21 protein-coding genes are annotated in these 18319 nt (G+C 67.3%); 12 read left to right on the top strand and 9 right to left on the bottom strand.

Annotation, left to right across the window (positions count from 1 at the left end; genetic code table 11):
- Positions 1-3: 3 nt before the first annotated feature.
- The 3 genes from AC07TU_RS00990 to AC07TU_RS00980 all read left to right on the top strand — a co-directional run bounded on the left by AC07TU_RS00990 (position 4) and on the right by AC07TU_RS00980 (position 3428).
- The gene (locus AC07TU_RS00990; RefSeq protein ID WP_495186048.1) at positions 4-960 is read left to right on the top strand and encodes a 2-hydroxyacid dehydrogenase; all 957 of its coding nucleotides are present in this window, start codon (positions 4-6) and stop codon (positions 958-960) included.
- Positions 944-1741, top strand: a complete 798-nt coding sequence (locus AC07TU_RS00985; protein ID WP_495186047.1) for a kinase — start codon at positions 944-946, stop codon at positions 1739-1741. Before AC07TU_RS00990 ends, AC07TU_RS00985 begins: the two co-directional genes overlap by 17 nt.
- Positions 1742-1805: 64 nt before the next feature.
- Positions 1806-3428 carry a rhamnogalacturonidase gene (locus tag AC07TU_RS00980; RefSeq protein ID WP_495186046.1) on the top strand — a complete coding sequence of 541 codons (1623 nt, stop codon included), beginning with the start codon at positions 1806-1808 and terminating at the stop codon, positions 3426-3428.
- 54 nt (positions 3429-3482) lie between these two features.
- Here the strand turns inward: AC07TU_RS00980 and AC07TU_RS00975 are convergent, their stop codons facing one another.
- Both AC07TU_RS00975 and AC07TU_RS00970 read right to left on the bottom strand, forming a co-directional pair.
- On the bottom strand, positions 3483-4436 hold the full coding sequence (locus tag AC07TU_RS00975; RefSeq protein ID WP_495186045.1) for a hypothetical protein: 954 nt from the start codon (positions 4434-4436) through the stop codon (positions 3483-3485).
- A gap of 86 nt (positions 4437-4522) precedes the next feature.
- Positions 4523-5776: a S8 family serine peptidase gene (locus AC07TU_RS00970; protein WP_495186044.1), complete on the bottom strand. Its 1254-nt coding sequence runs from the start codon at positions 5774-5776 to the stop codon at positions 4523-4525.
- A gap of 96 nt (positions 5777-5872) precedes the next feature.
- Here AC07TU_RS00970 and AC07TU_RS00965 point away from each other — a divergent pair, with 96 nt between their 5' ends.
- Positions 5873-6355: an RNA polymerase sigma factor gene (locus AC07TU_RS00965; protein ID WP_495186043.1), complete on the top strand. Its 483-nt coding sequence runs from the start codon at positions 5873-5875 to the stop codon at positions 6353-6355.
- Complete coding sequence (locus AC07TU_RS00960; RefSeq protein ID WP_495186042.1) at positions 6352-7050, top strand: anti-sigma factor family protein; 699 nt, start codon at positions 6352-6354, stop codon at positions 7048-7050. The genes AC07TU_RS00965 and AC07TU_RS00960 overlap by 4 nt, the downstream gene beginning before the upstream one ends.
- On the opposite strand, the gene AC07TU_RS00955 is transcribed toward AC07TU_RS00960, so the two are convergent.
- The 3 genes from AC07TU_RS00955 to AC07TU_RS00945 all read right to left on the bottom strand — a co-directional run bounded on the left by AC07TU_RS00955 (position 7047) and on the right by AC07TU_RS00945 (position 10859).
- Positions 7047-7877, bottom strand: coding sequence for a ThuA domain-containing protein (locus AC07TU_RS00955; protein ID WP_495186041.1), 831 nt, complete (start codon positions 7875-7877; stop codon positions 7047-7049). The genes AC07TU_RS00960 and AC07TU_RS00955 overlap by 4 nt on opposite strands.
- Positions 7878-8006: 129 nt before the next feature.
- On the bottom strand, positions 8007-9992 hold the full coding sequence (locus AC07TU_RS00950) for a right-handed parallel beta-helix repeat-containing protein (RefSeq protein WP_495186040.1): 1986 nt from the start codon (positions 9990-9992) through the stop codon (positions 8007-8009).
- 138 nt (positions 9993-10130) lie between these two features.
- The gene (locus AC07TU_RS00945; protein ID WP_495186039.1) at positions 10131-10859 is read right to left on the bottom strand and encodes an SDR family oxidoreductase; all 729 of its coding nucleotides are present in this window, start codon (positions 10857-10859) and stop codon (positions 10131-10133) included.
- A 60-nt stretch (positions 10860-10919) separates the two neighbouring features.
- Between AC07TU_RS00945 and AC07TU_RS00940 the strand changes: the two genes are divergently transcribed.
- Entirely contained in the window at positions 10920-12536 is a 1617-nt protein-coding gene (locus tag AC07TU_RS00940) for a rhamnogalacturonidase (protein ID WP_495186038.1), read from the top strand.
- Entirely contained in the window at positions 12533-13543 is a 1011-nt protein-coding gene (locus AC07TU_RS00935; protein ID WP_495186037.1) for an aldo/keto reductase, read from the top strand. Before AC07TU_RS00940 ends, AC07TU_RS00935 begins: the two co-directional genes overlap by 4 nt.
- A 10-nt stretch (positions 13544-13553) precedes the next feature.
- Here the strand turns inward: AC07TU_RS00935 and AC07TU_RS00930 are convergent, their stop codons facing one another.
- The 3 genes from AC07TU_RS00930 to AC07TU_RS00920 all read right to left on the bottom strand — a co-directional run bounded on the left by AC07TU_RS00930 (position 13554) and on the right by AC07TU_RS00920 (position 15046).
- Positions 13554-14051, bottom strand: coding sequence for a Dps family protein (locus tag AC07TU_RS00930; protein ID WP_495186036.1), 498 nt, complete (start codon positions 14049-14051; stop codon positions 13554-13556).
- Positions 14052-14149: 98 nt separating this feature from the next.
- Entirely contained in the window at positions 14150-14716 is a 567-nt protein-coding gene (locus AC07TU_RS00925; protein WP_495186035.1) for a TMEM165/GDT1 family protein, read from the bottom strand.
- A 12-nt stretch (positions 14717-14728) separates the two neighbouring features.
- A complete protein-coding gene (locus AC07TU_RS00920; protein WP_066571779.1) occupies positions 14729-15046 on the bottom strand; it encodes a hypothetical protein in 318 nt (105 codons plus the stop codon).
- 189 nt (positions 15047-15235) lie between these two features.
- Here AC07TU_RS00920 and rpmG point away from each other — a divergent pair, with 189 nt between their 5' ends.
- Positions 15236-15403: a 50S ribosomal protein L33 gene (gene rpmG / locus AC07TU_RS00915; RefSeq protein ID WP_066571778.1), complete on the top strand. Its 168-nt coding sequence runs from the start codon at positions 15236-15238 to the stop codon at positions 15401-15403.
- Between the two features lie 114 nt (positions 15404-15517).
- On the opposite strand, the gene AC07TU_RS00910 is transcribed toward rpmG, so the two are convergent.
- Positions 15518-15880, bottom strand: coding sequence for a response regulator (locus tag AC07TU_RS00910; RefSeq protein ID WP_495186034.1), 363 nt, complete (start codon positions 15878-15880; stop codon positions 15518-15520).
- Positions 15881-15921: 41 nt separating this feature from the next.
- Here AC07TU_RS00910 and AC07TU_RS00905 point away from each other — a divergent pair, with 41 nt between their 5' ends.
- The 4 genes from AC07TU_RS00905 (at position 15922) to AC07TU_RS00890 (ending at position 18272) form a co-directional block, all read left to right on the top strand.
- Positions 15922-16194, top strand: coding sequence for a DUF3572 family protein (locus tag AC07TU_RS00905; protein WP_495186033.1), 273 nt, complete (start codon positions 15922-15924; stop codon positions 16192-16194).
- Positions 16191-16838: an HAD family hydrolase gene (locus tag AC07TU_RS00900; RefSeq protein ID WP_495186032.1), complete on the top strand. Its 648-nt coding sequence runs from the start codon at positions 16191-16193 to the stop codon at positions 16836-16838. The genes AC07TU_RS00905 and AC07TU_RS00900 overlap by 4 nt, the downstream gene beginning before the upstream one ends.
- A complete protein-coding gene (locus AC07TU_RS00895) occupies positions 16835-17293 on the top strand; it encodes a RidA family protein (protein WP_066571765.1) in 459 nt (152 codons plus the stop codon). Before AC07TU_RS00900 ends, AC07TU_RS00895 begins: the two co-directional genes overlap by 4 nt.
- Positions 17294-17543: 250 nt before the next feature.
- Positions 17544-18272: a TorF family putative porin gene (locus AC07TU_RS00890; protein WP_495186031.1), complete on the top strand. Its 729-nt coding sequence runs from the start codon at positions 17544-17546 to the stop codon at positions 18270-18272.
- Positions 18273-18319: the final 47 nt, after the last annotated feature.

Raw genomic sequence — 18319 nt, 5'->3', positions numbered from 1 at the left:
CGCATGACCAAGCCGAAGATTCTGCTCACGCGACGTTGGCCCGAAGCGGTCGAAGCGCGCCTTGCCGCCAGTTACGACGTGACGCTGAACGAAACCGATGTGCCGATGGATGCTGCCGCACTGGCGCAGGCGATGTGCGAGCATGACGCACTCTGCCCGACCGTCACCGACCGGATCACCCGCGACATCATCCTGACTCAAGGCCGCCGCACGCGCATCATCGGCAACTATGGTGCCGGGTTCGAGCATATCGATCTCGATGCGGCGCGGGCGGGCGGGGTGGCCGTCACCAACACGCCGGACGTGTTGACCGACGCCACCGCCGATATCGCGATGACGCTGATCCTGATGGCGACTCGCCGCGCGGGCGAGGGGGAGCGTGAATTGCGCGCCGGAGACTGGACCGGCTGGCGGCCGACCCATCTGCTCGGCCGGTCGTTGCGCGGAAAGGTGCTGGGGCTGGTCGGCTATGGCCGCATCGCGCGCGCCGTGGCCGAGCGGGCGAAGGCGTTCGGGATGGAGGTCGTCGTTCACAGTCGCAGCCGCGCGGCCGATGTGCCTGAGGCCGCCTATCACCCCACGCTGGGCAGTCTGTTGCGCGCCGCCGATATCGTCTCGCTCCACGCACCCGGGGGCGCCGCGACCCGCCACATGATCGACGCCGCGGCGCTTCAGCGGATGAAGCGGGGGGCGGTGCTGGTGAACACCGGGCGCGGAACATTGATCGACGAAGCCGCACTGGCGGACGCGCTGAAGGCGGGGACGATCGCCGCAGCCGGCCTGGACGTGTACGAGCGCGAGCCCGCAGTCGAGGCGGCGCTGGTCGATCTCCCGAACGCCGTCCTGCTTCCGCATCTCGGCTCGGCCACGCTCGAAACGCGGGAGGCGATGGGGATGAAGGTCGCCGACAATCTCGACGCCTTCTTCGCCGGGCGCGAACCATTTGACCGCGTCGCTTGAGATCGTCGCCCGGGCGGTCAGGGGCTGGCTCGGCCCGCGGCCGCTGATCCTCGGCATCTGCGGATCGCAGGGCAGCGGAAAGTCGACCCTCGCACGCGGGCTGGTCGAGACGCTGGGCGTCCGTGCCGCGACATTGTCACTCGATGACCTCTATCTCGGCAAGGTGGCGCGGGCGGGTCTTGCGCGCGACATCCACCCGCTGCTCGCCACCCGCGGTGTGCCATTGACGCATGATGTCGCGTTGGGCTGTGCGATCCTAGATGCGGTGAAGGCGGGGCAGCCGGTGCGCTTGCCCCGGTTCGACAAGGCGAGCGACGAGCCGCTCCCCGAAGCACAATGGGAGGCGATCGACGCCCCGCTCGATCTGTTGATCTTCGAAGGCTGGTGCGTCGGCGCGGCTGCTCAGGCTGAGGCTGACCTCGCCGGACCGGTCAACGATCTCGAGCGCGCCGAAGACGCCGGCGGCAGCTGGCGCCGCGCGGTCAACGCCGCGCTGGCTGGTCCCTATCAGGCGCTGTTCGCCCGGATCGACCGGCTCGTGCTGCTCACCGCGCCGGGGTTCGAGATCGTGCATGGCTGGCGGACGCAGCAGGAGACGGAATTGCGCGCCACCCTCGCCGCACAGGGCCGCGACCCGGCTCTGGCGATGACCGACGCGCAGATCGGCCGCTTCATCCAGCATTATGAGCGCATCACCCGCGCGATCCTGCAGGAGATGCCGGGCCGCGCCGATCTGACGCTCCGTCTTGGCCCCGATCGCGAGGTGATCGGCAAAACCTGACTTACAGCTTGTGATCCCCGCCCCGCTAATTCATCATATGATAAACAGCGACAGGAGAGGATCATTGCTCAAGGCACGGGCCGAATTCAGCCGCAGAACGGCATTGCTGGGAGCGGGCGCGGCATTCGCCGCCAGCGCTATCCCCGTCCGCGCGACCGGTTCGCTCACCGGCTTCCACAATGTCCGCGACTATGGCGCGAAGGGTGACGGCAAGGCGATCGATTCCCCCGCTTTCAACCGCGCGATCGAGGCGGCGAGCGCGAAGGGCGGCGGTACGATCATCGTCCCGCCCGGCCACTATCTCTGCTTCTCGATCCGGCTGAAGAGCCACATCACGCTCGTCCTCAGCCCCGGATCGGTGATCGAGGCGGCGAGCCCCGATCGGCACAAGGGCCAATATGACCTGCCCGAAGGCGTGTGGGAGGAGCAGTTCGTCGACTATGGCCTCGCCCATTTCCACAACAGCCTGATCTATGGCGACGGGGTCAGCGACGTCGCGATCATCGGTCACGGCCTGATCCACGGCCTTGGTCTCGATCGCGAGGGGCCGCCGCAAGGCTGGCACGGCATTCCGGGCTGGAAATCGCCCAAGGAGCGCGGGCTGAGTGCCGACGCCGCCCGCCGCGCCAATCCCGAGGAGATGAAATATGAGGGCCGCGGCAACAAGGCGATCGGCCTGATCCGCTGCCGCAACGTGCTGCTCAAGGACTTCTCGATCCTGCAGGGCGGGCATTTCGCCTGCTATGTGATGGGCTGCACCAATGTCCGTATCGACGGTCTCACGGTGGACACCGACCGCGACGGCATCGACCTTGATTGCTGCCGCGATGCGCGTGTCACCAAGTGCGTGGTCAACGCGCCCAAGGACGACGCGATCTGCCTCAAGAGCAGCTACGGGCTGCAGGAAGCGCGCTTGTGCGAGGATGTGCAGGTGATCGGCTGCAAGACCAGCGGCTATCTGCTCGGCACCGTCCTCGACGGGACGTACCGGAAGTCGCCCTATCTCGCGCCCGACAAGGTCGGCGTGCTCGGCCGGATTAAGCTCGGCACCGACAGCATCGCGGGCTTCCGCAATGTGCTCATCGCCGATTGCGTGTGCGAGAATTCGCGCGGGCTTCAGCTTGGCGCGATCGATGGCGGGGTGCTTGAGGATGTCACCTTCCGCGACATCAATCTGGTGAACCCGGTCAACCACCCGATCTTCCTGCGCCTCTCCGCGCGCAACCGTGCGCCGAAGGGGGCGGGGGTAGCGAAGGTCCGCCGCGTGCGCTTCACCGATATCCAGGTGTCGGGCGCGCGGATGGAGTATCCGTGCGGTGTCGTCGGCATCCCCGACGGGATCATTGAGGATGTGAGCTTTCGCGGCGTCCATGTCACCGCAGCGGGCGGCGGCACCGGGGTGGAGGCCAGTCGGCAGGTGCCCGAACGGCGCAATTCCAGCCTCGAGCCGAGCTTCATGGGAATACTGCCGGCGCATGGACTCTATGCTCGCCATGTCCGCAATCTGAGCGTCACCGATTGCGGCTTCGACACGGCAGCGCCCGACGCGCGGCCTGCGGTTGCACTGGAGAATGTCGACGGCGCGGTGATCGATCGCGTGACGTCGCCCAAGCCGCGCGATGCGGCTGTCCGCACCGGTGCGGACAGCCGAAACGTCGCGATCGGATCGCTGGCGACCCGAAGCTGACAAAATCGCGCCCGGCCGGAGCCGGGCGCGCCAGTTACGGCAGGGGGGAGCCGCTCAGTTGCTGCCGTCTTCCGCGGCATCCTTCACTTCGCCCTTGCTCATCGCCGAGACGAGCACGTCGCCGCTGGCGCTGAAATTGCCGGCGGGCAGCGTCGCCACCTTGCGGCCGACCAGCACATCGAGCGATTCGATCCGCCCGCGCGCGTTGCGGTTGACCTGCTGGAGCTTGCCGATCAGGCGCCCCTTCGCATCCTCGACGCGCGCGCCGGGTTCGAGCACGGCGGCAGGATTGGCTGCGGCCGTCGAGATCATGCCGGTGCCCTCGGCCGAGCCATAGCCCGACGCGCTGCCGGCCCCGGCCGATCCGCCGGCGGAACCGCTGCCCGACCCGCTCCCGCCGAGGCCGCCGCCGAGATTCCCGGCATTGCCGAGTGCGCCGCGCGCGCCATCCGCCGCGCCGCGGGTGCGCTCGACCGCGCCAGTGGCAGTGCTGCGCGCCGTGCCGACCGCGCTGCCCGCGCGATCGCGCAGGCCGGTGGTCGCGCCACGCACATCATCGGTGCCGATCAGGTCAGCGGACGCACCACCCGATGCGCTGCCGGACGCGTCACCGCTGCCCGACAGGCCGGTGCTGCGGCCAAGCGTGCGGGTCTGGTTGTCGAGCGTGCCGCCGATGCCGCCATCGGCGCGACCGCTTGCGCTCGCCTTACCGCTGCGGCGGTCGACATTGCGCTCTACCTCGGCCGAGCCGCTGGCGCGCTTGGTTGCGCGGGTCGTTTGCTCGACCGGCGCGTCGAGCCGGTCGAGCGGAACGCGTTCGAGCGGGCGGCTGATCGGGCGATCGAGCATGCCGCCGGCCGGACGGTTGAGCGTTCCGCCCAGTGTACCGCCGAGCTGGCCACCCAGTCCGCCGGTGAGGCCGCCGCCACCGCCCAGCAGCTGTGCCGAAGCGGGGGCCGAAAGGGTGAGGGCCGCGACTGCGGCGGCCGAAAGGAACAGGGTCTTCATCGCTTCCTCCTTCGTCGCGCGCCGGGCTTTGCAGCGCGCTTCGAAAGGGGAACGGATGTGGTTGCGGATTTAATCCCCGAAGCGGTTCAGCGTGGCCGCGTGGCGCAGTCGCCACAGACCAGCCCGCGGCCGAACTGCCTGTCGGCGCCACGCTTGCCCAGGTCGCGTGCCTCGCCGTCGAGCCCGCGGAGCGCCGCTTCGATCCCACCGCTACCCAGATGCGCCGACAGCCGTGCTGCGACGAAGGGCGCGGCATAGGAGGTGCCGCGCACGCGCTGCGCCTTGCCCGATGCGTTCGCGGCCAGCAGGTCCGCCCCCGGCGCGGCATAGTCGAGCCTGAGCGCGCGCCCGGCCTCGATCAGTACCCGTCCACGCGCATCGACGCCGGTGACCGCGATCGCCTGCGGATAGGAAGCCGGATAGGCGGGCGGAGCGGCGGGGCCGTCATTGCCCACCGCTGCGACCACCACCGTGCCCAGCCGCCGCGCCGCCGCGACGACGCGCGCGAGCAGCGGGTTGGGCGGTCCGGTCAGGCTCACCACGACCACTGGAACCTTCTGACGCACCATCCACGCCAGCCCCTGCGCAAGCGCTGCGGCGTTACCCCCAGCGGGGTCGGTGCCATAGATGTCGGCGATATGCAGCCGCGCGCCCGGCGCGCTCGCGCGGATGCCGTTGCCCCCTGCGATCAGGGATGCGATCGCCGCTGCGTGGTCGTTCGCGCGGGGCGCTCCGGCCACGAACCCTTGTTGCGCGGAGACTCCCGCCGTGCCCGGCGGCACTCCGCCGTCGATGATCCCGATCCGTCCTGCGGCACCGGCCTGCGCCAGTGCCGGTGCAGATGCCGCAGGTGCCGCCGCACTGCCGCTGGCGAAATAGAGCTGATCTGCACTCACTTCGCGCTGGCCGGCGATCTTGCGCAGCTCGCGTAGCGCGCGTCCGATCGCCATGCCGGGCGGCGTCTCGAACCGGGCAAAGCCGATGCCGAGTCCGTCGAGTTCGACCTGCTCGATCAGCCGGAATCCGCGTGCCGTTGCCGCATCGACCGCCGCCCGGTCGGGGTCGAGCATCATCAGTTCCCCCGCGCGCACCGCATTGCCATCAGGGTCGATCGCGATGCGGTCGGGATGGCGCCGGACCAGCGCGCGCGTCCGCTCGACCTGTTGCCGCGCCAGCGACCGGGCATCGTCGAGCGTGCGATCGAGATCGCCGACCGTCCCGGTCATGCGATCCACCACCCCGCCGACCGGGGGCACCGATGGCAGTTGTGGAAGTAACTGGGCGCTCGCGACGGGCGCGAGCAGGAGCAGGCCTCCGGTGACGATGCGTGCGAACCCCATGGCCGGCATCCTAGACTTGCGATTTTTCTGCGTCATGCTGGATGAAACGCGCGGAGCCATCCGTTTCATCCCGGCAAGCAACAAGGCTGTCACCGATTGGCTTTCGAGGAAGAACTGCTGGGTCATCTGCCGCGGCTGCGCCGCTTCGCCCATGCGCTCGCCCGCAGTGCGGCGGATGCCGACGATCTGCTTCAGGCATCGGTCGAGCGTGCGCTCCTCAAGCGCCGTCAATGGGAGCCGGGAACGCGACTGGATAGCTGGATGTACCGACTGATGCGCAATCTGTGGATCGACACCGTCCGCGCCGAAACGCGCCGCGGCGAGACCTTCGTCCCGCCCGAGGCGGGCGAGGCGATCGGCACCGTTGGCGGTCAGGAAATGGCGGTCGAGCTTGGCAAGATCGCGCAGGCGATGCGCACCCTGCCGCCCGAGCAGCGCGAAGCAGTCGCGCTCGTGGTGATCGAGGGGTTCGCCTATAAGGAGGCCGCCGAAATCCTCGACATTCCGATGGGCACGCTCACTTCGCGCCTGGTGCGCGGACGCGAGGCGCTGATGGTAAGACTGGGAGAAGCGGCATGACGATCGATCCCGAAACGCTCATGGCCTATGCCGATGGCGAGCTCGATCCGATTGCCGCCAGGCGCGTCGAGGCTGCGATCGCCACAGACCCCGTGCTTGCCGCACAGGTCGAACAGCATCGCGAGCTCGCCGCTTCGCTCCGCGCAGCCTTCGACCCCGTTGCTGTCGCGCCGGTCCCGCCCGTTGTCGAAACGATGCTGCGCGAGTCAGCCAAGATCGTCCCGCTCGCTCCGAAATCCGCCCGTCGCGTGCGTCCCTTCTGGATGGGCGCGGTCGCCGCCAGCCTCGTCGCGGGCCTGCTGGCCGGGCCGCTGCTGCTCCCGCGAGATCCCGGCGGGGTCGCGATGCGCGACGGCACCGCGATCGCGAGCGGCGAGGTAGCGAAGGCGCTGGGCACCCAACTCGCTTCGGTACAGGCGCCGGACGCGCCGGTCCGCGTCGGCGTCACCTTCCGTGACGGCACGCAGCGCTGGTGCCGCACGTTCGAGGCGGGCGCGACCGGTGGCATCGCCTGCGCGCAGGGCAAGGAGTGGCGGATCGAACGGCTCTATGGCGGCGTCTCGCAACAAAGCGGCGCCTATCGCCAGGCCGGGTCGCCTGCGGCGGCGATGATGGCCGATGCGCAGGCGATGATGGCGGGCGATCCGCTCGATACCCCCGCCGAAAAGGCCGCGCGCGACGGCGGCTGGCGCTAGCAGCGTCTGCCCGACGCCCAGCGGATCGCGTTGCCGATCAATGTCTGGTGCAGTGGCTCGGCATAGGTTTCCGCCTTGTGGCCGAGCGAGGAGAAGATCATCCGGCCCTTGCCCATGCACCGGGTCCAGATCACCGGATGTGGCTTGCCCATCCGCACCCGCTCGGGAAAGGGTTCGTAGGTGGTCTCATCCACGGTGGCGAGGATACGGGTGCCGCTACCGACGGGAATGCGGTCGAACGAATACCATTCCTCGGTCCGCACCCATTTGGCGGGCAGGCGGCGCATCGCCGGATGGTTACGCTCGATCACGTCGATCGTCGCCTGCTGGAATTGTTTGGGCCGTCCGGTGTGGCCGATGAACTGCGCGCCGATCAGCGTTTCCGGCCACCATTTCCAGTCATAGCTCGGATCGCCGCTCGCGCCGTGGAGCAGCACCACGCCCCCGCCGCGCTCGACCCACGCCTTGAATGCCGTGCGCTGCCCTTCGTCGAAGATATTCCCGCTGGTGCTGTTGAACACCACGGTCGCGAACTTTGCGAGGTCGCGCGGGTTCATGACCGCGGCATTCTCGGTCTCGAACACATCGCGGCCCTGCTTGCGGACCAGATCGGTCAGCACCCGCTTGGCCGCGTCGATCTGCTCGGGATCGCGGAAGCCGTTGGTCTTGGACAGCACCAGCACCGCGCCCCGCCGCAGCTTGGGGAGCGCGGGCGGCGCGGTGTCCATCACCGGGGTGGGCCAGTTGCGCGGGTCGCGCGGCGGTGGCGGGGAGGGGGCCGCCTGTGCCGAGAAGATGGCAAGGGCGATCAGGCCGTGCAGGATCATGTGCTATTCCCCTCTCGTCATCCCGGCCTTGTGCCGGGATCCACGCCGCCCAGTTTCGTGTCCTTGAGCCTCTCGTGCAGTGCTCGCCTCCCGGTGGATCCCGGCACAAGGCCGGGATGACGGGGAGAGTCAGTTCCGCGGGCCCGCCGCCTCGATCACCGTGCGTGCCTCTTCCGGCCAGTCGCGGTCGGGGACGAGGAAATTGCCCCGCGCATCATTGCCGATCTCGGGCAGCCAGCGCCCACCGGTCGACATTGAGTTGTGCCAGTTGCCGGACGCCTTGTTGTCGGTCGAGATTCGGCGCCGGAACATGCCGCCCGCGGTGTTGATGTTGAGCCATTTGCCCCCGGTCTCGACGACGTTGCCGGTGACGGTGAAATGCTTGCTGCCCTCGTCCAGATAGATGCCGATCCGGTTCGAGATGTCGAAGATGTGGTTGTTGCGGATGATCGAATTGGGGTTGGCCGAGAGGTTGTAGATCGCCCCGCCATCCTCGTACCACAGCTTCACGCCGTGAATGCGGTTGCCCTCGACCAGCGTGTTGCGCAGCGTCGTCGGCGTCGTGAACTTGGGGTTGTGGACGTAGCCCTTCTGCTTCTCGTCGTAATTCGGATTGCCGCCCGCGTCGTTATAGCCCCAGCCCCAGCCGACCGCGATCGCGTCGTACGGCGCGTCCGAGATGTCGTTGTGCCGGATCGTCGCACCGTCGATGTACGTCGTCAGGATTGCGGCATTGTCCTTGTAGTCCTGGCTGACGGTGACGACGGTGTTGTCCTCGATCACCAGGTTGCGGTTGATCAAATTGGGGTCGGTCGGGTGGTGCGCGTCGGTGCGCACGCCGCCCGCCATGATCGCGCCGCCCGACAGGATCGAGAAGCGGTTGCGCGAAACACGGATGCCGCTGGTGGCAAGGCCGACGCCGGTCAGGTGCGCGACCGGCTCGTTGCCGATTCCCAGCGCGATCTGGCCGAGCTGGGTGAAGTGGTTGCCCTCGAACGCGATGTCGCGCGCCGCCGACACCTGCACCGCCGCCGGCATCTGGTGCCATTTGAGGCGCATCGATTCGAACTCGACACAGCCCCAGCCGCATGTGTCCCACGCATCCTTGGGCCGGATCGGCGAGACGTCGCTGAGATAGGCGCCGCTCTGCTGGTTGGCATAGCCGGTCGGCTTGCTGGGCCCCATCCATGAGGTGTGGGCAAAGGTGAGGCCGCGGAAGGTGAGGCGCTCGACCGGCGCCGCGGGCGTGCCGCTGATCGACACCAAAGTCTCCAGCGTCGGCACGACGACCTTCAGATCCTTGATGTCCTCGTCGATCCCTGCGCGCAGGTAGAGCTTGCCCGCTTCGGGCTCGATCACCCATTGGTGATAGCGCGCATGCCAGTCATTGGTCTTGCCGATGAATTCGAGCGCGTTGACCAGGAACAGCCGCGAATCGTCCGGGAAGATCGGCTTGCTGACCGTGTCATAGCCCCAGGTGTTGTTGTCCCAGGCGGGCTGCTGCATCGTCACCGTCGTGCCGCTGATCGACTTTACCGGCGAATAGCGGTCGGTGAAGAATCCGGTCGCCTCAAGCTCGAGCCGGTCGGGGCGGGCGAGCTTGCCGACATAGTCGTATTTCGGGTTGGTGATCTCGAATCCGTTGGGGCCGAATTTCACGTCGGACGCGCGCAGCTCGATCCACGGGCGCTCGGCGACGGTGCCGTTGACCCAGATCTGGCGCGTGTCGAGCCCCTTGGGGGTCGTGGCGACATAGATGCGGCGCTCTTCGTCGAAGCTCGCGAAACCGGTGACCTCGATCCCCGACGAGATGACCGGCTTGGCACCCTCGGCCGCGCGCCACTCGACCTTCTTGCCGTTGAGGCCGCCATCGGCACGCCGGAACACCAGCGGCTTGGCCAGCTTGTAGGTTCCGTCGGCGAGCAGGACGGTGACGTCGTTCTTGCCATTGCTTGCGCGCACCAGCGTCTGCGCGCGCTCCAGCGTGCGCACGGGCTTTGCCGTGGTCCCCGGATTGCGGTCTTCGCCGCCCGGCGCGACATGTACCGTCACCTGCGCCATCGCGGTCGAGGCACAAAGAAGGGCGGCGCTGAGGGCCAGCGTACGTGCGATCATCGGGAACTCTCTCCTATCTATCGTCACCCCGGCCTTGTGCCGGGGCCACTATGCCTCGCGCGCTGCGCTCGCGCCTCATGTTCGTCGTTCGCCTCTCGGTGGACCCCGGCACTAGGCCGGGGTGACGGGGAGGGGAATTCAGTTCACCCAGCCGCCGTCGATCACATTGACGGTGCCGGTGGTGAAGGCGCTTTCGTCGCTGGCGAGATAAACGGCCAGGGCCGCCAGCTCGCTCGTCCGGCCGAACCGGCCCATCGCCTGGCGGGCGGTGAATTCGGCATAGGCCTTTTCGAAATTGCCGGTGTCGTGCAGCCGCTGGATCAGCGAGGGCGTCTCGACCGTGCCGGGGCAGATCGCGTTGCAGCGGATGCCCTTGGTCACATAGTCGATCGCGACCGACTTGGTCAGACCGATCACCGCCGCCTTGGTCGCGCCATAAGCGAAGCGGTTGGGCACCGCCTTGATGCTCGAACAGACCGACGACATGTTGATGATCGATCCGCCGCCGCGCGCGATCATGTTGGGCAGCACCGCGCGGATCATGCGATATTGCGCCGTGACGTTGAGCGACTGGGAGAAGTCCCAGGCATCCTCGTCGCAATCGAGGATCGTGCCGGCATGGACGAAGCCTGCGCAATTATAGAGGATGTTCAGTTCGGGGAATTCGGCGGCGATCGCCTGCACGGCTTCCTTGCTGGTCACGTCGAGCTGCCGCGCTTCGGCGCCCTCCAGCCCTTCGAGCGCCTCTGCGCGAACGTCGGTGGCGATCACCCGCGCGCCTTCGCGCACAAAGGCTTCGACGGTGGCCCGGCCGATGCCCTGGCCCGCCGCGGTCACCAGTGCGATCTTGCCTTCGAGACGGCCCATAAACTCTCCAATGGGTTGATTGCGGCGTAGACAACGCCTTTTGTATTCGTATGATGAATTATGTTTGAGCATCATGCAAGCATCGATCGCCGCTCGACCCTCGGGCTGCTCGCTCTCATCTTCGGCACGCCTGCCGCGGCGCAGATTGCGCTCGACGGCCACGGGGTGGAGGATATCCGAAAACATGGCGCGCGCGGTGACGGGCGCGCGATCGACAGCCCGGCGATCAACCGCGCGATGCAGGCAGCGGCGAAGCGCGGCGGCGGCGTGGTGCTGGTGCCGCCGGGCCGGTATCTGAGCTTCTCGATCCGCCTGCTCGACAATGTGACGCTGGCGCTTTCGGCGGGCGCGGTGATCGAGGCGGCGGACCCGGACATTCATGGCCGGAACTACGATCCGCCCGAAAACTATCTGGAAGAGCAGTTCCAGGATTTCGGGATCACCCATGTTCACAACAGTCTGATCTATGCCGACGGGGCGTCGAACATCGGCGTGGTCGGCCACGGCATGCTGCACGGGCTGGGGCTGGATCGCGACGGACCGGGGGACCGCTGGTGGAAGCGCGACACCTGGCAATCGGCCAAGGCGCTGGGGATCAGCCCGAAGGAGTATATGCTGCGCGACGCGAAGGAAGCGGCGCAGGTCGGGCGCGCGAACAAGACCGTCGGCTTGATGAACTGCCGCAACGTCCGGCTCCAGGATTTCACCATCCTCCAGGCCGGGCATTTCGGGATCATCGCGCACGGCTGCACCAACATGGCGCTGGACGGGATCGTCATCGACACCGACCGCGACGGGATCGACATCGATTGCTGCCGCGACGTGCGGGTGATCAACTGCACCGTCAACGCGCCCAAGGACGACGCGATCGTGCTCAAGAGCAGCTATGCGCTCGGCCGCAAGACGATGTGCGAGGACATATTGGTCCAGGGCTGCAAGACCAGCGGCTATGCGATGGGATCGCTGCTCGACGGCAGCTATCGCCTGTCCGACTATGGTTCGCCCGACGGCAATGGCGTGCTCGGGCGGATCAAGATGGGGACCGAGACCAATGGCGGGTTCCGCAATGTTCGCATCTCCGACTGTATCTGCACCAACAGCCGCGGCATCCTGGTCGGTATCGTCGATGGCGGGCTGATGGAGGATGTGGTGGTGAGCGGCATTTCCCTGCGCGATCCGGTCAACCACCCGCTGTTCGTCCACCACGCCGCGCGGATGCGCGCGCCCAAGGGCACGCCGGTCGGCAAGATCCGCCGCGTCCGGTTCGAGGATGTCCAGGTCTCCGGCGCCGACCTGCGCTATCCCTGCGGGGTCGAGGGCATTGCCGACGGCCCGGTCGAGGATGTGAGTTTCGTTGGTGTCGATGTGACTTCGCCCGGCGGGGGCAGCGCGGCCGATGCGGCGCGCGAGCCCGAGTACCGGCGTGAGACCAGCCTTGAGGTGAGCTATCTCAAGACGCTTCCCGCACATGGCGTCTGGGCGCGGCATGCCAGGCGGCTGACGATCCGCGACTGCCGCTTCGCGGTCGAGAAACCCGATGCGCGGCCGACGGTGGCGCTGCGCAATGTCGAGGGCGCGCTGATCGACGGCCTCGTCTCGAGCAAGCCGCGCGACGCGGCGGTGTCGGCAAAGGACAGCAGCGGGATCGCGCTCGGCGCGGTACAGACGCTGGCATGACGGATCGCCTGACGGATCTGGGGAAGCTCGCCTTCGGCGCGGCGTCGATCGGCAACCTCTATCGCGCGGTACCCGAGGATCAGGCGCTGGAGGTGGTGGCACGGGCATGGGATGCGGGTGTCCGCTATTTCGACACCGCTCCCCATTACGGTTTTGGCCTGAGCGAGAAGCGGCTGGGCGCTGCGCTCGCCGAACTCGACCCTGCGCAAACAGCGATTGTTTCGACCAAGGTCGGCCGGCGGCTCGATCCGCGGCCGGATGCGGACCTGTCGGCGATGCGCCAGGCCTTCGTCTCGCCCGAGCCTTATGAGAGCGTGTTCGATTACAGCTACGACGCGGTGATGCGCTCGTATGAGGACAGCCTCAAGCGGTTGCGTCGCGACCGGATCGACATCCTCTACGCGCACGATATCGGCGCCTTCGCGCATGGTCTCGCGCATCCGGAGCGGTTCGCCGAGTTCATGGGCGGCGGCTATCGCGCAATGCTCGAGCTGCGCGATTCGGGCGCGGTCGACGCGATCGGGCTTGGGGTCAATGAGGTCGCGGTGTGCATCGAGATGCTCGGTGCGGGGGACATCGACCTGATCATGCTCGCCGGGCGCTATACCCTGCTTGAGCAGGATCCACTCGACGACCTGCTCCCGCTCTGCGCGCGGCGTGGCGTGCGGCTGGTGATCGCCGGGCCGTATAATAGCGGTATCCTCGCCAAGGGCGTCCGCCATGGCGGCGCGATTCCCAACTTCAACTACGAGCCTGCCCCGCCCGAAATCGTCGCGCGGGTCGGGGCGATCGAGGATATCTGTATACGTCATGGCGTGCCGCTGGCCGCCGCCGCGCTGCAGTTCCCGCTCGCGCACCCGCAGGTCGCTTCGGTGGTGCCGGGGATGGGGTCGGCCCGTCAGGTCGACGACGCGGTGGCACTGATGTCGCAGGTCATTCCTGCGGCGCTATGGACCGAACTCAAGGATGCAGGGTTGATCCGCCGGGACGCACCGGTCCCGGCGTGATCCCGCGCACTTATCCCTTGCGGGTGGTCTCGAACAGGAACCAGGCACGCTCCTCGGCCTGATCGGTCCATTCGTCGAGGATACCGCTGGTGGCGTTGTCCTTGGCCTCGTCGACGATCTCCTTCGCCTCGCGCAGCAGCGCGATCAGCTTGAGATTGTCGTCGCGCAGCTCGGCCAGCATCTCCTCGGGTGCGACGAAGTCCTTGTCATTGTCCTTGATCGTCTGGTGGCGCGAAATGTCGCCGACCGAGCGCAGCGTGGCGTTGCCGGTCTTGCGCACGCGCTCGGCGATCACGTCGGTGGTCGCGAGGATCTGCGCGGCCTGATCGTCGAGCAGCAGGTGATAGTCGCGGAAATGCGGGCCCGAGACGTGCCAGTGGAAATTCTTGGTCTTGAAATACAGCGCGTAGCTGTCCGCCAGAATGCCGTTCAGCGCCTGCGCCACGGTCTTGGTGTCGTTGCGGTTGAGGTCGGTCGGCGTCTTCAGCGCGGCGGTCGTGTCGGCCATGATTCGCTCCTGATCGGTTGAGTCGGCTATGAAACGATCCCCTGCCACATAGGGTCCGTTGTTGCGCTGCGGAAAGTGCGATCAGGGTAATCGAGCGGCTAGATCAGGCGGAGCGCGCCCGCTGCGAGTACGGCCCCCGTTGCGAGGCAGATCAGCCCGAAGCCGATGCGGTACGGGCCGATCGGCAGCTTGCGCCAGGCCTTCTCCCCCATCAGCGCTGCGGCGGTGTTGACGACCAGCGCCGCCAGCGTCGCGCCGATCGCGGCGAGCACGGGTGCGGGCTCCTGCGCGGCAAAGGCGAGGGTGAAGAATTGCGTCGTGTCGCCCGCGGCAAGGATACCGATACCGCACAGCGACGTTGCGAACGTCCCGAGCTTCCAGCCCTCGAGCCGATCGGGTGGTTTCAGGCGCCACAGCGCACCCATCGCTGCGAACCCCAGCGCCAATGCAAGCAGCAGCTGGCGGGCGTTGGGGGTCAGCATCGGCGCGATCAGCATGCCTCCGGTGGCCGCCACAGCATTGCCCGCGGCATGCGCGAGGAAGGCGGCGAAGGCGACGGTGAAGGGTTTGCCGAACCGGTCGGCCAGGATCGCGGCCAGCCAGGGCGACCGGTCGCCCGCCTGTGCCAGCAAGACGGCGATGAAGGCGGGGACGAGCGAATCCATCAGGCCGCCATATCAGGCGCCGAGGCGGATCGAACAGGCAGCGGTAAAGGCGGCGGCGGTGCGCGGATCGTCGCGCCCGCAGCTGACCGCGTCGCGCAACAGCGCCAGCCCGTCCGCGATCATCGGCCCGCGCTGGCCGGCGGCAAGCGCCGATTCGAGCGCATGGACCACCGGAAGTGCCGGGGTGATGCCGTTGGCGAGTGCGATTCGCCGGATTGCGTCGAGATCGGCGGCAAGCTCGGCGGTCGCGGCCCGCGCCGCACGCGCGCCGATCGAATCGATTCGCTGGCCAAGCTCATCAGCCAGCACCCAGTTGCGTGCATCGGTCATCGCGGTTCTCCCCCTGCGATCCTCACCGCGGAAAGGTGCGCCAGCCATGGTTAATGCCTCGCTAATCGGCTTGAATCTCGTCCTCGCGCTTGACATTGCGAGCCCTTCAGGCCATGCGCCCACCCCTGACAGCGGCCTGCCAGCGCGCGGCCGCTTTATTCTTTTGAACGAAACTGCAGGATTTGGGCGATGGCCAAGCCGACAACCGTGAAGATCAAGCTCGTCAGCACTGCTGACACCGGCTTCTTCTATGTCACCAAGAAGAACCCCCGTACCCAGACCGAGAAGCTGAGCTTCCGCAAGTACGATCCCGTCGTGCGCAAGCATGTCGAGTTCAAGGAAGCGAAGATCAAGTAATCCGGCTCCGGCCGGATCGCGCCGCCCCGCATCGACGGGGCTGAAGGCCGCGGGCGAATCGCCTGGCGGCCTTTTCGCTTGCCTGAGGTTTCGGCGCCGGCCCGCGCCGCCGGCTCACAAGAGCGCCTGTACTTCCTGGACGAAGCGCATCACCGAGATCGGCTTGGTGACATAGGCGTTGGCGCCTGCCGCGCGGATCCGGGCCTCGTCCTCCTGTCCGGCATAGGCGGTCACCGCCATCACCGGAATGTCCCTGAGCGCCGGGTCGCCGCGCATCCGCCCGATGATGTCGAGGCCGGAGATGTGCGGGAGCTGGATGTCCATCACCACCAGATCGGGGTTGAAGGCCCGCGCGGTCGCCACCGCCTCACGCCCGTCTCGCACCGGCGAGGTTTCGAAGCCGTGCGCGCGCAGCAGGTCGCAGAAAAGTTTGAGGTTGAGTTCGTTGTCCTCGACAACCAGCACCCTTTTTGCCACGCGCAATCTATCCATCAAAGAGGTCGGGCAAGCTCTAGGCGATGCGCGCTGGCGAGACAAATGAGGACGCAACCGCACTGGCGCTCGCTGCGCTGGGCTGGACGGTGTCAGATGTCACCCGCGCACACCGGTTGCTCGACATGACGGGCCTCACCCCAACCGATCTGCGCGCGCGCGCCGGCGAGCCGTCGGTGCTCGCGGCGGTGCTTGGGTTCCTCGAGGCTTATGAGCCCGATCTGGTCGCCTGTGCCGAGGCGATCGATTCCGAGCCTGCGGCGCTGGTGGCCGCTCGCGCGAAGCTGGAGATGGCATGAAGCCGCTGTTGATCTGCGATTGCGACGAGGTGCTGCTGCACATGGTGCGGCATTTCAGCGCATGGCTCGACGAGGCGCATGACGTCGATTTCGACGTGTCGAATCACGACTGGCCCAATGCGATGAAGCGCCGCGACGGCGGCGAGCTGACGCATGAGGCGATGTGGGGGTTTCTCGACGGCTTCTTCCCTGGCCAGATGGCGCGGCAGACACTGGTGCCGCACGCGCGCGCGGCGCTGGCCGCGCTGGCGCAGACGGCGGACATCGTCATCCTCACCAATTTGCAGGATCATTGCCGCGAGCATCGCATCGCGCAGCTCGACACGCACGGCATCGTCCATCACGTCGAGTGCAATCAGGGCGGCAAGGGGCGGCCGGTGGCGCGGCTCGTCGAGGAGCATGGCGCGGGCGTTGCCGTGTTCGTTGACGATCTCGCCCAGCATCACGAATCGGTTGCGCGTGCCGCGCCCGACGTCTTCCGCCTCCACATGGTGTCCGAACCTGCGATGGCGTCGCACGTACCTGCTGCACCCTATGCGCACGCGCGGATCGACGACTGGCGCGAGGCGGAGCGCTGGATTTCCGCACGATTTGCCGCCGGGCAACCGGCAACCGAAGTTGAACCCCTGGGAGATGCTAGATGACTGATGTGCACGCCAAGCTTGCCGAACTCGGCCTGACCCTGCCCGAGGCGGCCGCGCCGGTCGCGGCCTATGTGCCGACCGTGCTGGCGAGCGGGCTGCTCCATATTTCGGGCCAGCTTCCCTTCAAGGACGGCGCTGTGATGACCGGCCGTCTCGGCGAAGACCGCGATGTCGCCTACGGTCAGGAGGCGGCCGAGCGCTGCGCATTGATGCTCGTCGCGCAGATCGAGAAGGCACTGGGCGGGTTCGACCGGGTCGAGCGGATCGTCAAGCTCGGCGTGTTCGTGAATTCGGCACCGAGCTTCACCGAACAGCCCCAGGTCGGCAATGGCGCGTCGGAGCTGATGGAGAAGCTGTTCGGCGAGGCCGGCCGCCATGCACGCGCCGCGGTGGGCGTCGCGGCGCTGCCGCGCGGCGCTGCGGTCGAGGTCGACGCGATCGTCGCAGTGCGTTGAAGTCAGCGGTGCCGGGCGCGGGAGCGGTCGGCACCGTTCCGTCACAACCGTGACAATCCTGTTGCACCGCCGCAACATCCGCGGCGCAATTGTCACGGTCGGACGAAAGGTGATTGTGCAGCGCAGCGGAATGCGGCAAAAACGCCTCAGCAATCGGAAATAGCCGCGCCGGGGTGAAGGCCCTGAGCCAAAGGCGGCGTCCCGATCGCTGGCAGGTTGGGACCACTCGCATTTAGACGAAAGGGATCCCATGCGTTTCACCAAAGCCATTGTCGGCGCTCTGCTGCTGGCGGCCACCGCGACTCCTGCCTTTGCGCAGGAAGAAACCGATGCGCCCGCGCCGATCACCATCACCGGCAGCGCGACCGTGGTCAGCGACTATCGCTTCCGCGGTTTTTCGCAGTCGAACGAGGAAGCTGCGATCCAGGGCGGCTTCACCGTCACCCATGAGAGCGGCCTCTATGTCGGGACCTGGGGGTCGAGCATCGGCTTCAACAACGGCACCGAAATCGACGTGATCGCGGGCTTCGCCAAGGAAGTTTCCTCGGGCCTGACCGCGGATATCGGCGCGACGGTCTATCTCTATCCGGGTTCGTCGAACACGACGGTGATCGAGCCCTATTTCGCGATGACCGGCACCGTCGGTCCTGCGACGATCAAGGGCATGGTGGCCTGGGCGCCGGGCGGGCAGGATTCGCTGGCCGGCGACAGCGCGGTCTATCTGTCGGGTGATGTCGGCGTGGCCGTTCCCTCGACCCCGTTCAAGCTCAAGGGCCATCTCGGTTTCTCCAAGAGCGACAGCTTCCTGGGCGGTCTGGACGGCGATGTGTTCGACTATTCGGTCGGCGTCGAGGCGACGTGGAAGGTGCTGACCTTCGGCGTGTCCTACGTCAACACCGATGCGCCGCGTCTGGGCGGGTATAAGGAAGCGGTCGGCGCCGACGGCGCGGTCCTCTTCTCGCTGGGCGCCGCCTTCTAAGCGTTCGCTGCTTCAAGAAACGGCAAGGGCCGCGGAACCGGGTTCCG

The organism is Sphingomonas sp. GW821-FHT03E12 (assembly GCF_059420685.1).
Note: the sequence above shows the minus strand (reverse complement) of the source record. Positions and strands in the feature narration are given on the sequence as shown.

Excerpts from the sequence above, each read along its gene's own strand:
- AC07TU_RS00990 (WP_495186048.1), top strand. The coding sequence starts at position 4 with ATGACCAAGCCGAAGATTCTGCTCACGCGACGTTGGCCCGAAGCGGTC.
- AC07TU_RS00975 (WP_495186045.1), bottom strand. The coding sequence starts at position 4,436 with ATGAAGACCCTGTTCCTTTCGGCCGCCGCAGTCGCGGCCCTCACCCTT.
- AC07TU_RS00970 (WP_495186044.1), bottom strand. The coding sequence starts at position 5,776 with ATGGGGTTCGCACGCATCGTCACCGGAGGCCTGCTCCTGCTCGCGCCC.
- AC07TU_RS00960 (WP_495186042.1), top strand. The coding sequence starts at position 6,352 with ATGACGATCGATCCCGAAACGCTCATGGCCTATGCCGATGGCGAGCTC.
- AC07TU_RS00955 (WP_495186041.1), bottom strand. The coding sequence starts at position 7,877 with ATGATCCTGCACGGCCTGATCGCCCTTGCCATCTTCTCGGCACAGGCG.
- AC07TU_RS00950 (WP_495186040.1), bottom strand. The coding sequence starts at position 9,992 with ATGATCGCACGTACGCTGGCCCTCAGCGCCGCCCTTCTTTGTGCCTCG.
- AC07TU_RS00945 (WP_495186039.1), bottom strand. The coding sequence starts at position 10,859 with ATGGGCCGTCTCGAAGGCAAGATCGCACTGGTGACCGCGGCGGGCCAG.
- AC07TU_RS00940 (WP_495186038.1), top strand. The coding sequence starts at position 10,920 with ATGTTTGAGCATCATGCAAGCATCGATCGCCGCTCGACCCTCGGGCTG.
- AC07TU_RS00935 (WP_495186037.1), top strand. The coding sequence starts at position 12,533 with ATGACGGATCGCCTGACGGATCTGGGGAAGCTCGCCTTCGGCGCGGCG.
- AC07TU_RS00930 (WP_495186036.1), bottom strand. The coding sequence starts at position 14,051 with ATGGCCGACACGACCGCCGCGCTGAAGACGCCGACCGACCTCAACCGC.
- AC07TU_RS00925 (WP_495186035.1), bottom strand. The coding sequence starts at position 14,716 with ATGGATTCGCTCGTCCCCGCCTTCATCGCCGTCTTGCTGGCACAGGCG.
- AC07TU_RS00920 (WP_066571779.1), bottom strand. The coding sequence starts at position 15,046 with ATGACCGATGCACGCAACTGGGTGCTGGCTGATGAGCTTGGCCAGCGA.
- rpmG (WP_066571778.1), top strand. The coding sequence starts at position 15,236 with ATGGCCAAGCCGACAACCGTGAAGATCAAGCTCGTCAGCACTGCTGAC.
- AC07TU_RS00905 (WP_495186033.1), top strand. The coding sequence starts at position 15,922 with ATGCGCGCTGGCGAGACAAATGAGGACGCAACCGCACTGGCGCTCGCT.
- AC07TU_RS00900 (WP_495186032.1), top strand. The coding sequence starts at position 16,191 with ATGAAGCCGCTGTTGATCTGCGATTGCGACGAGGTGCTGCTGCACATG.
- AC07TU_RS00895 (WP_066571765.1), top strand. The coding sequence starts at position 16,835 with ATGACTGATGTGCACGCCAAGCTTGCCGAACTCGGCCTGACCCTGCCC.
- AC07TU_RS00890 (WP_495186031.1), top strand. The coding sequence starts at position 17,544 with ATGCGTTTCACCAAAGCCATTGTCGGCGCTCTGCTGCTGGCGGCCACC.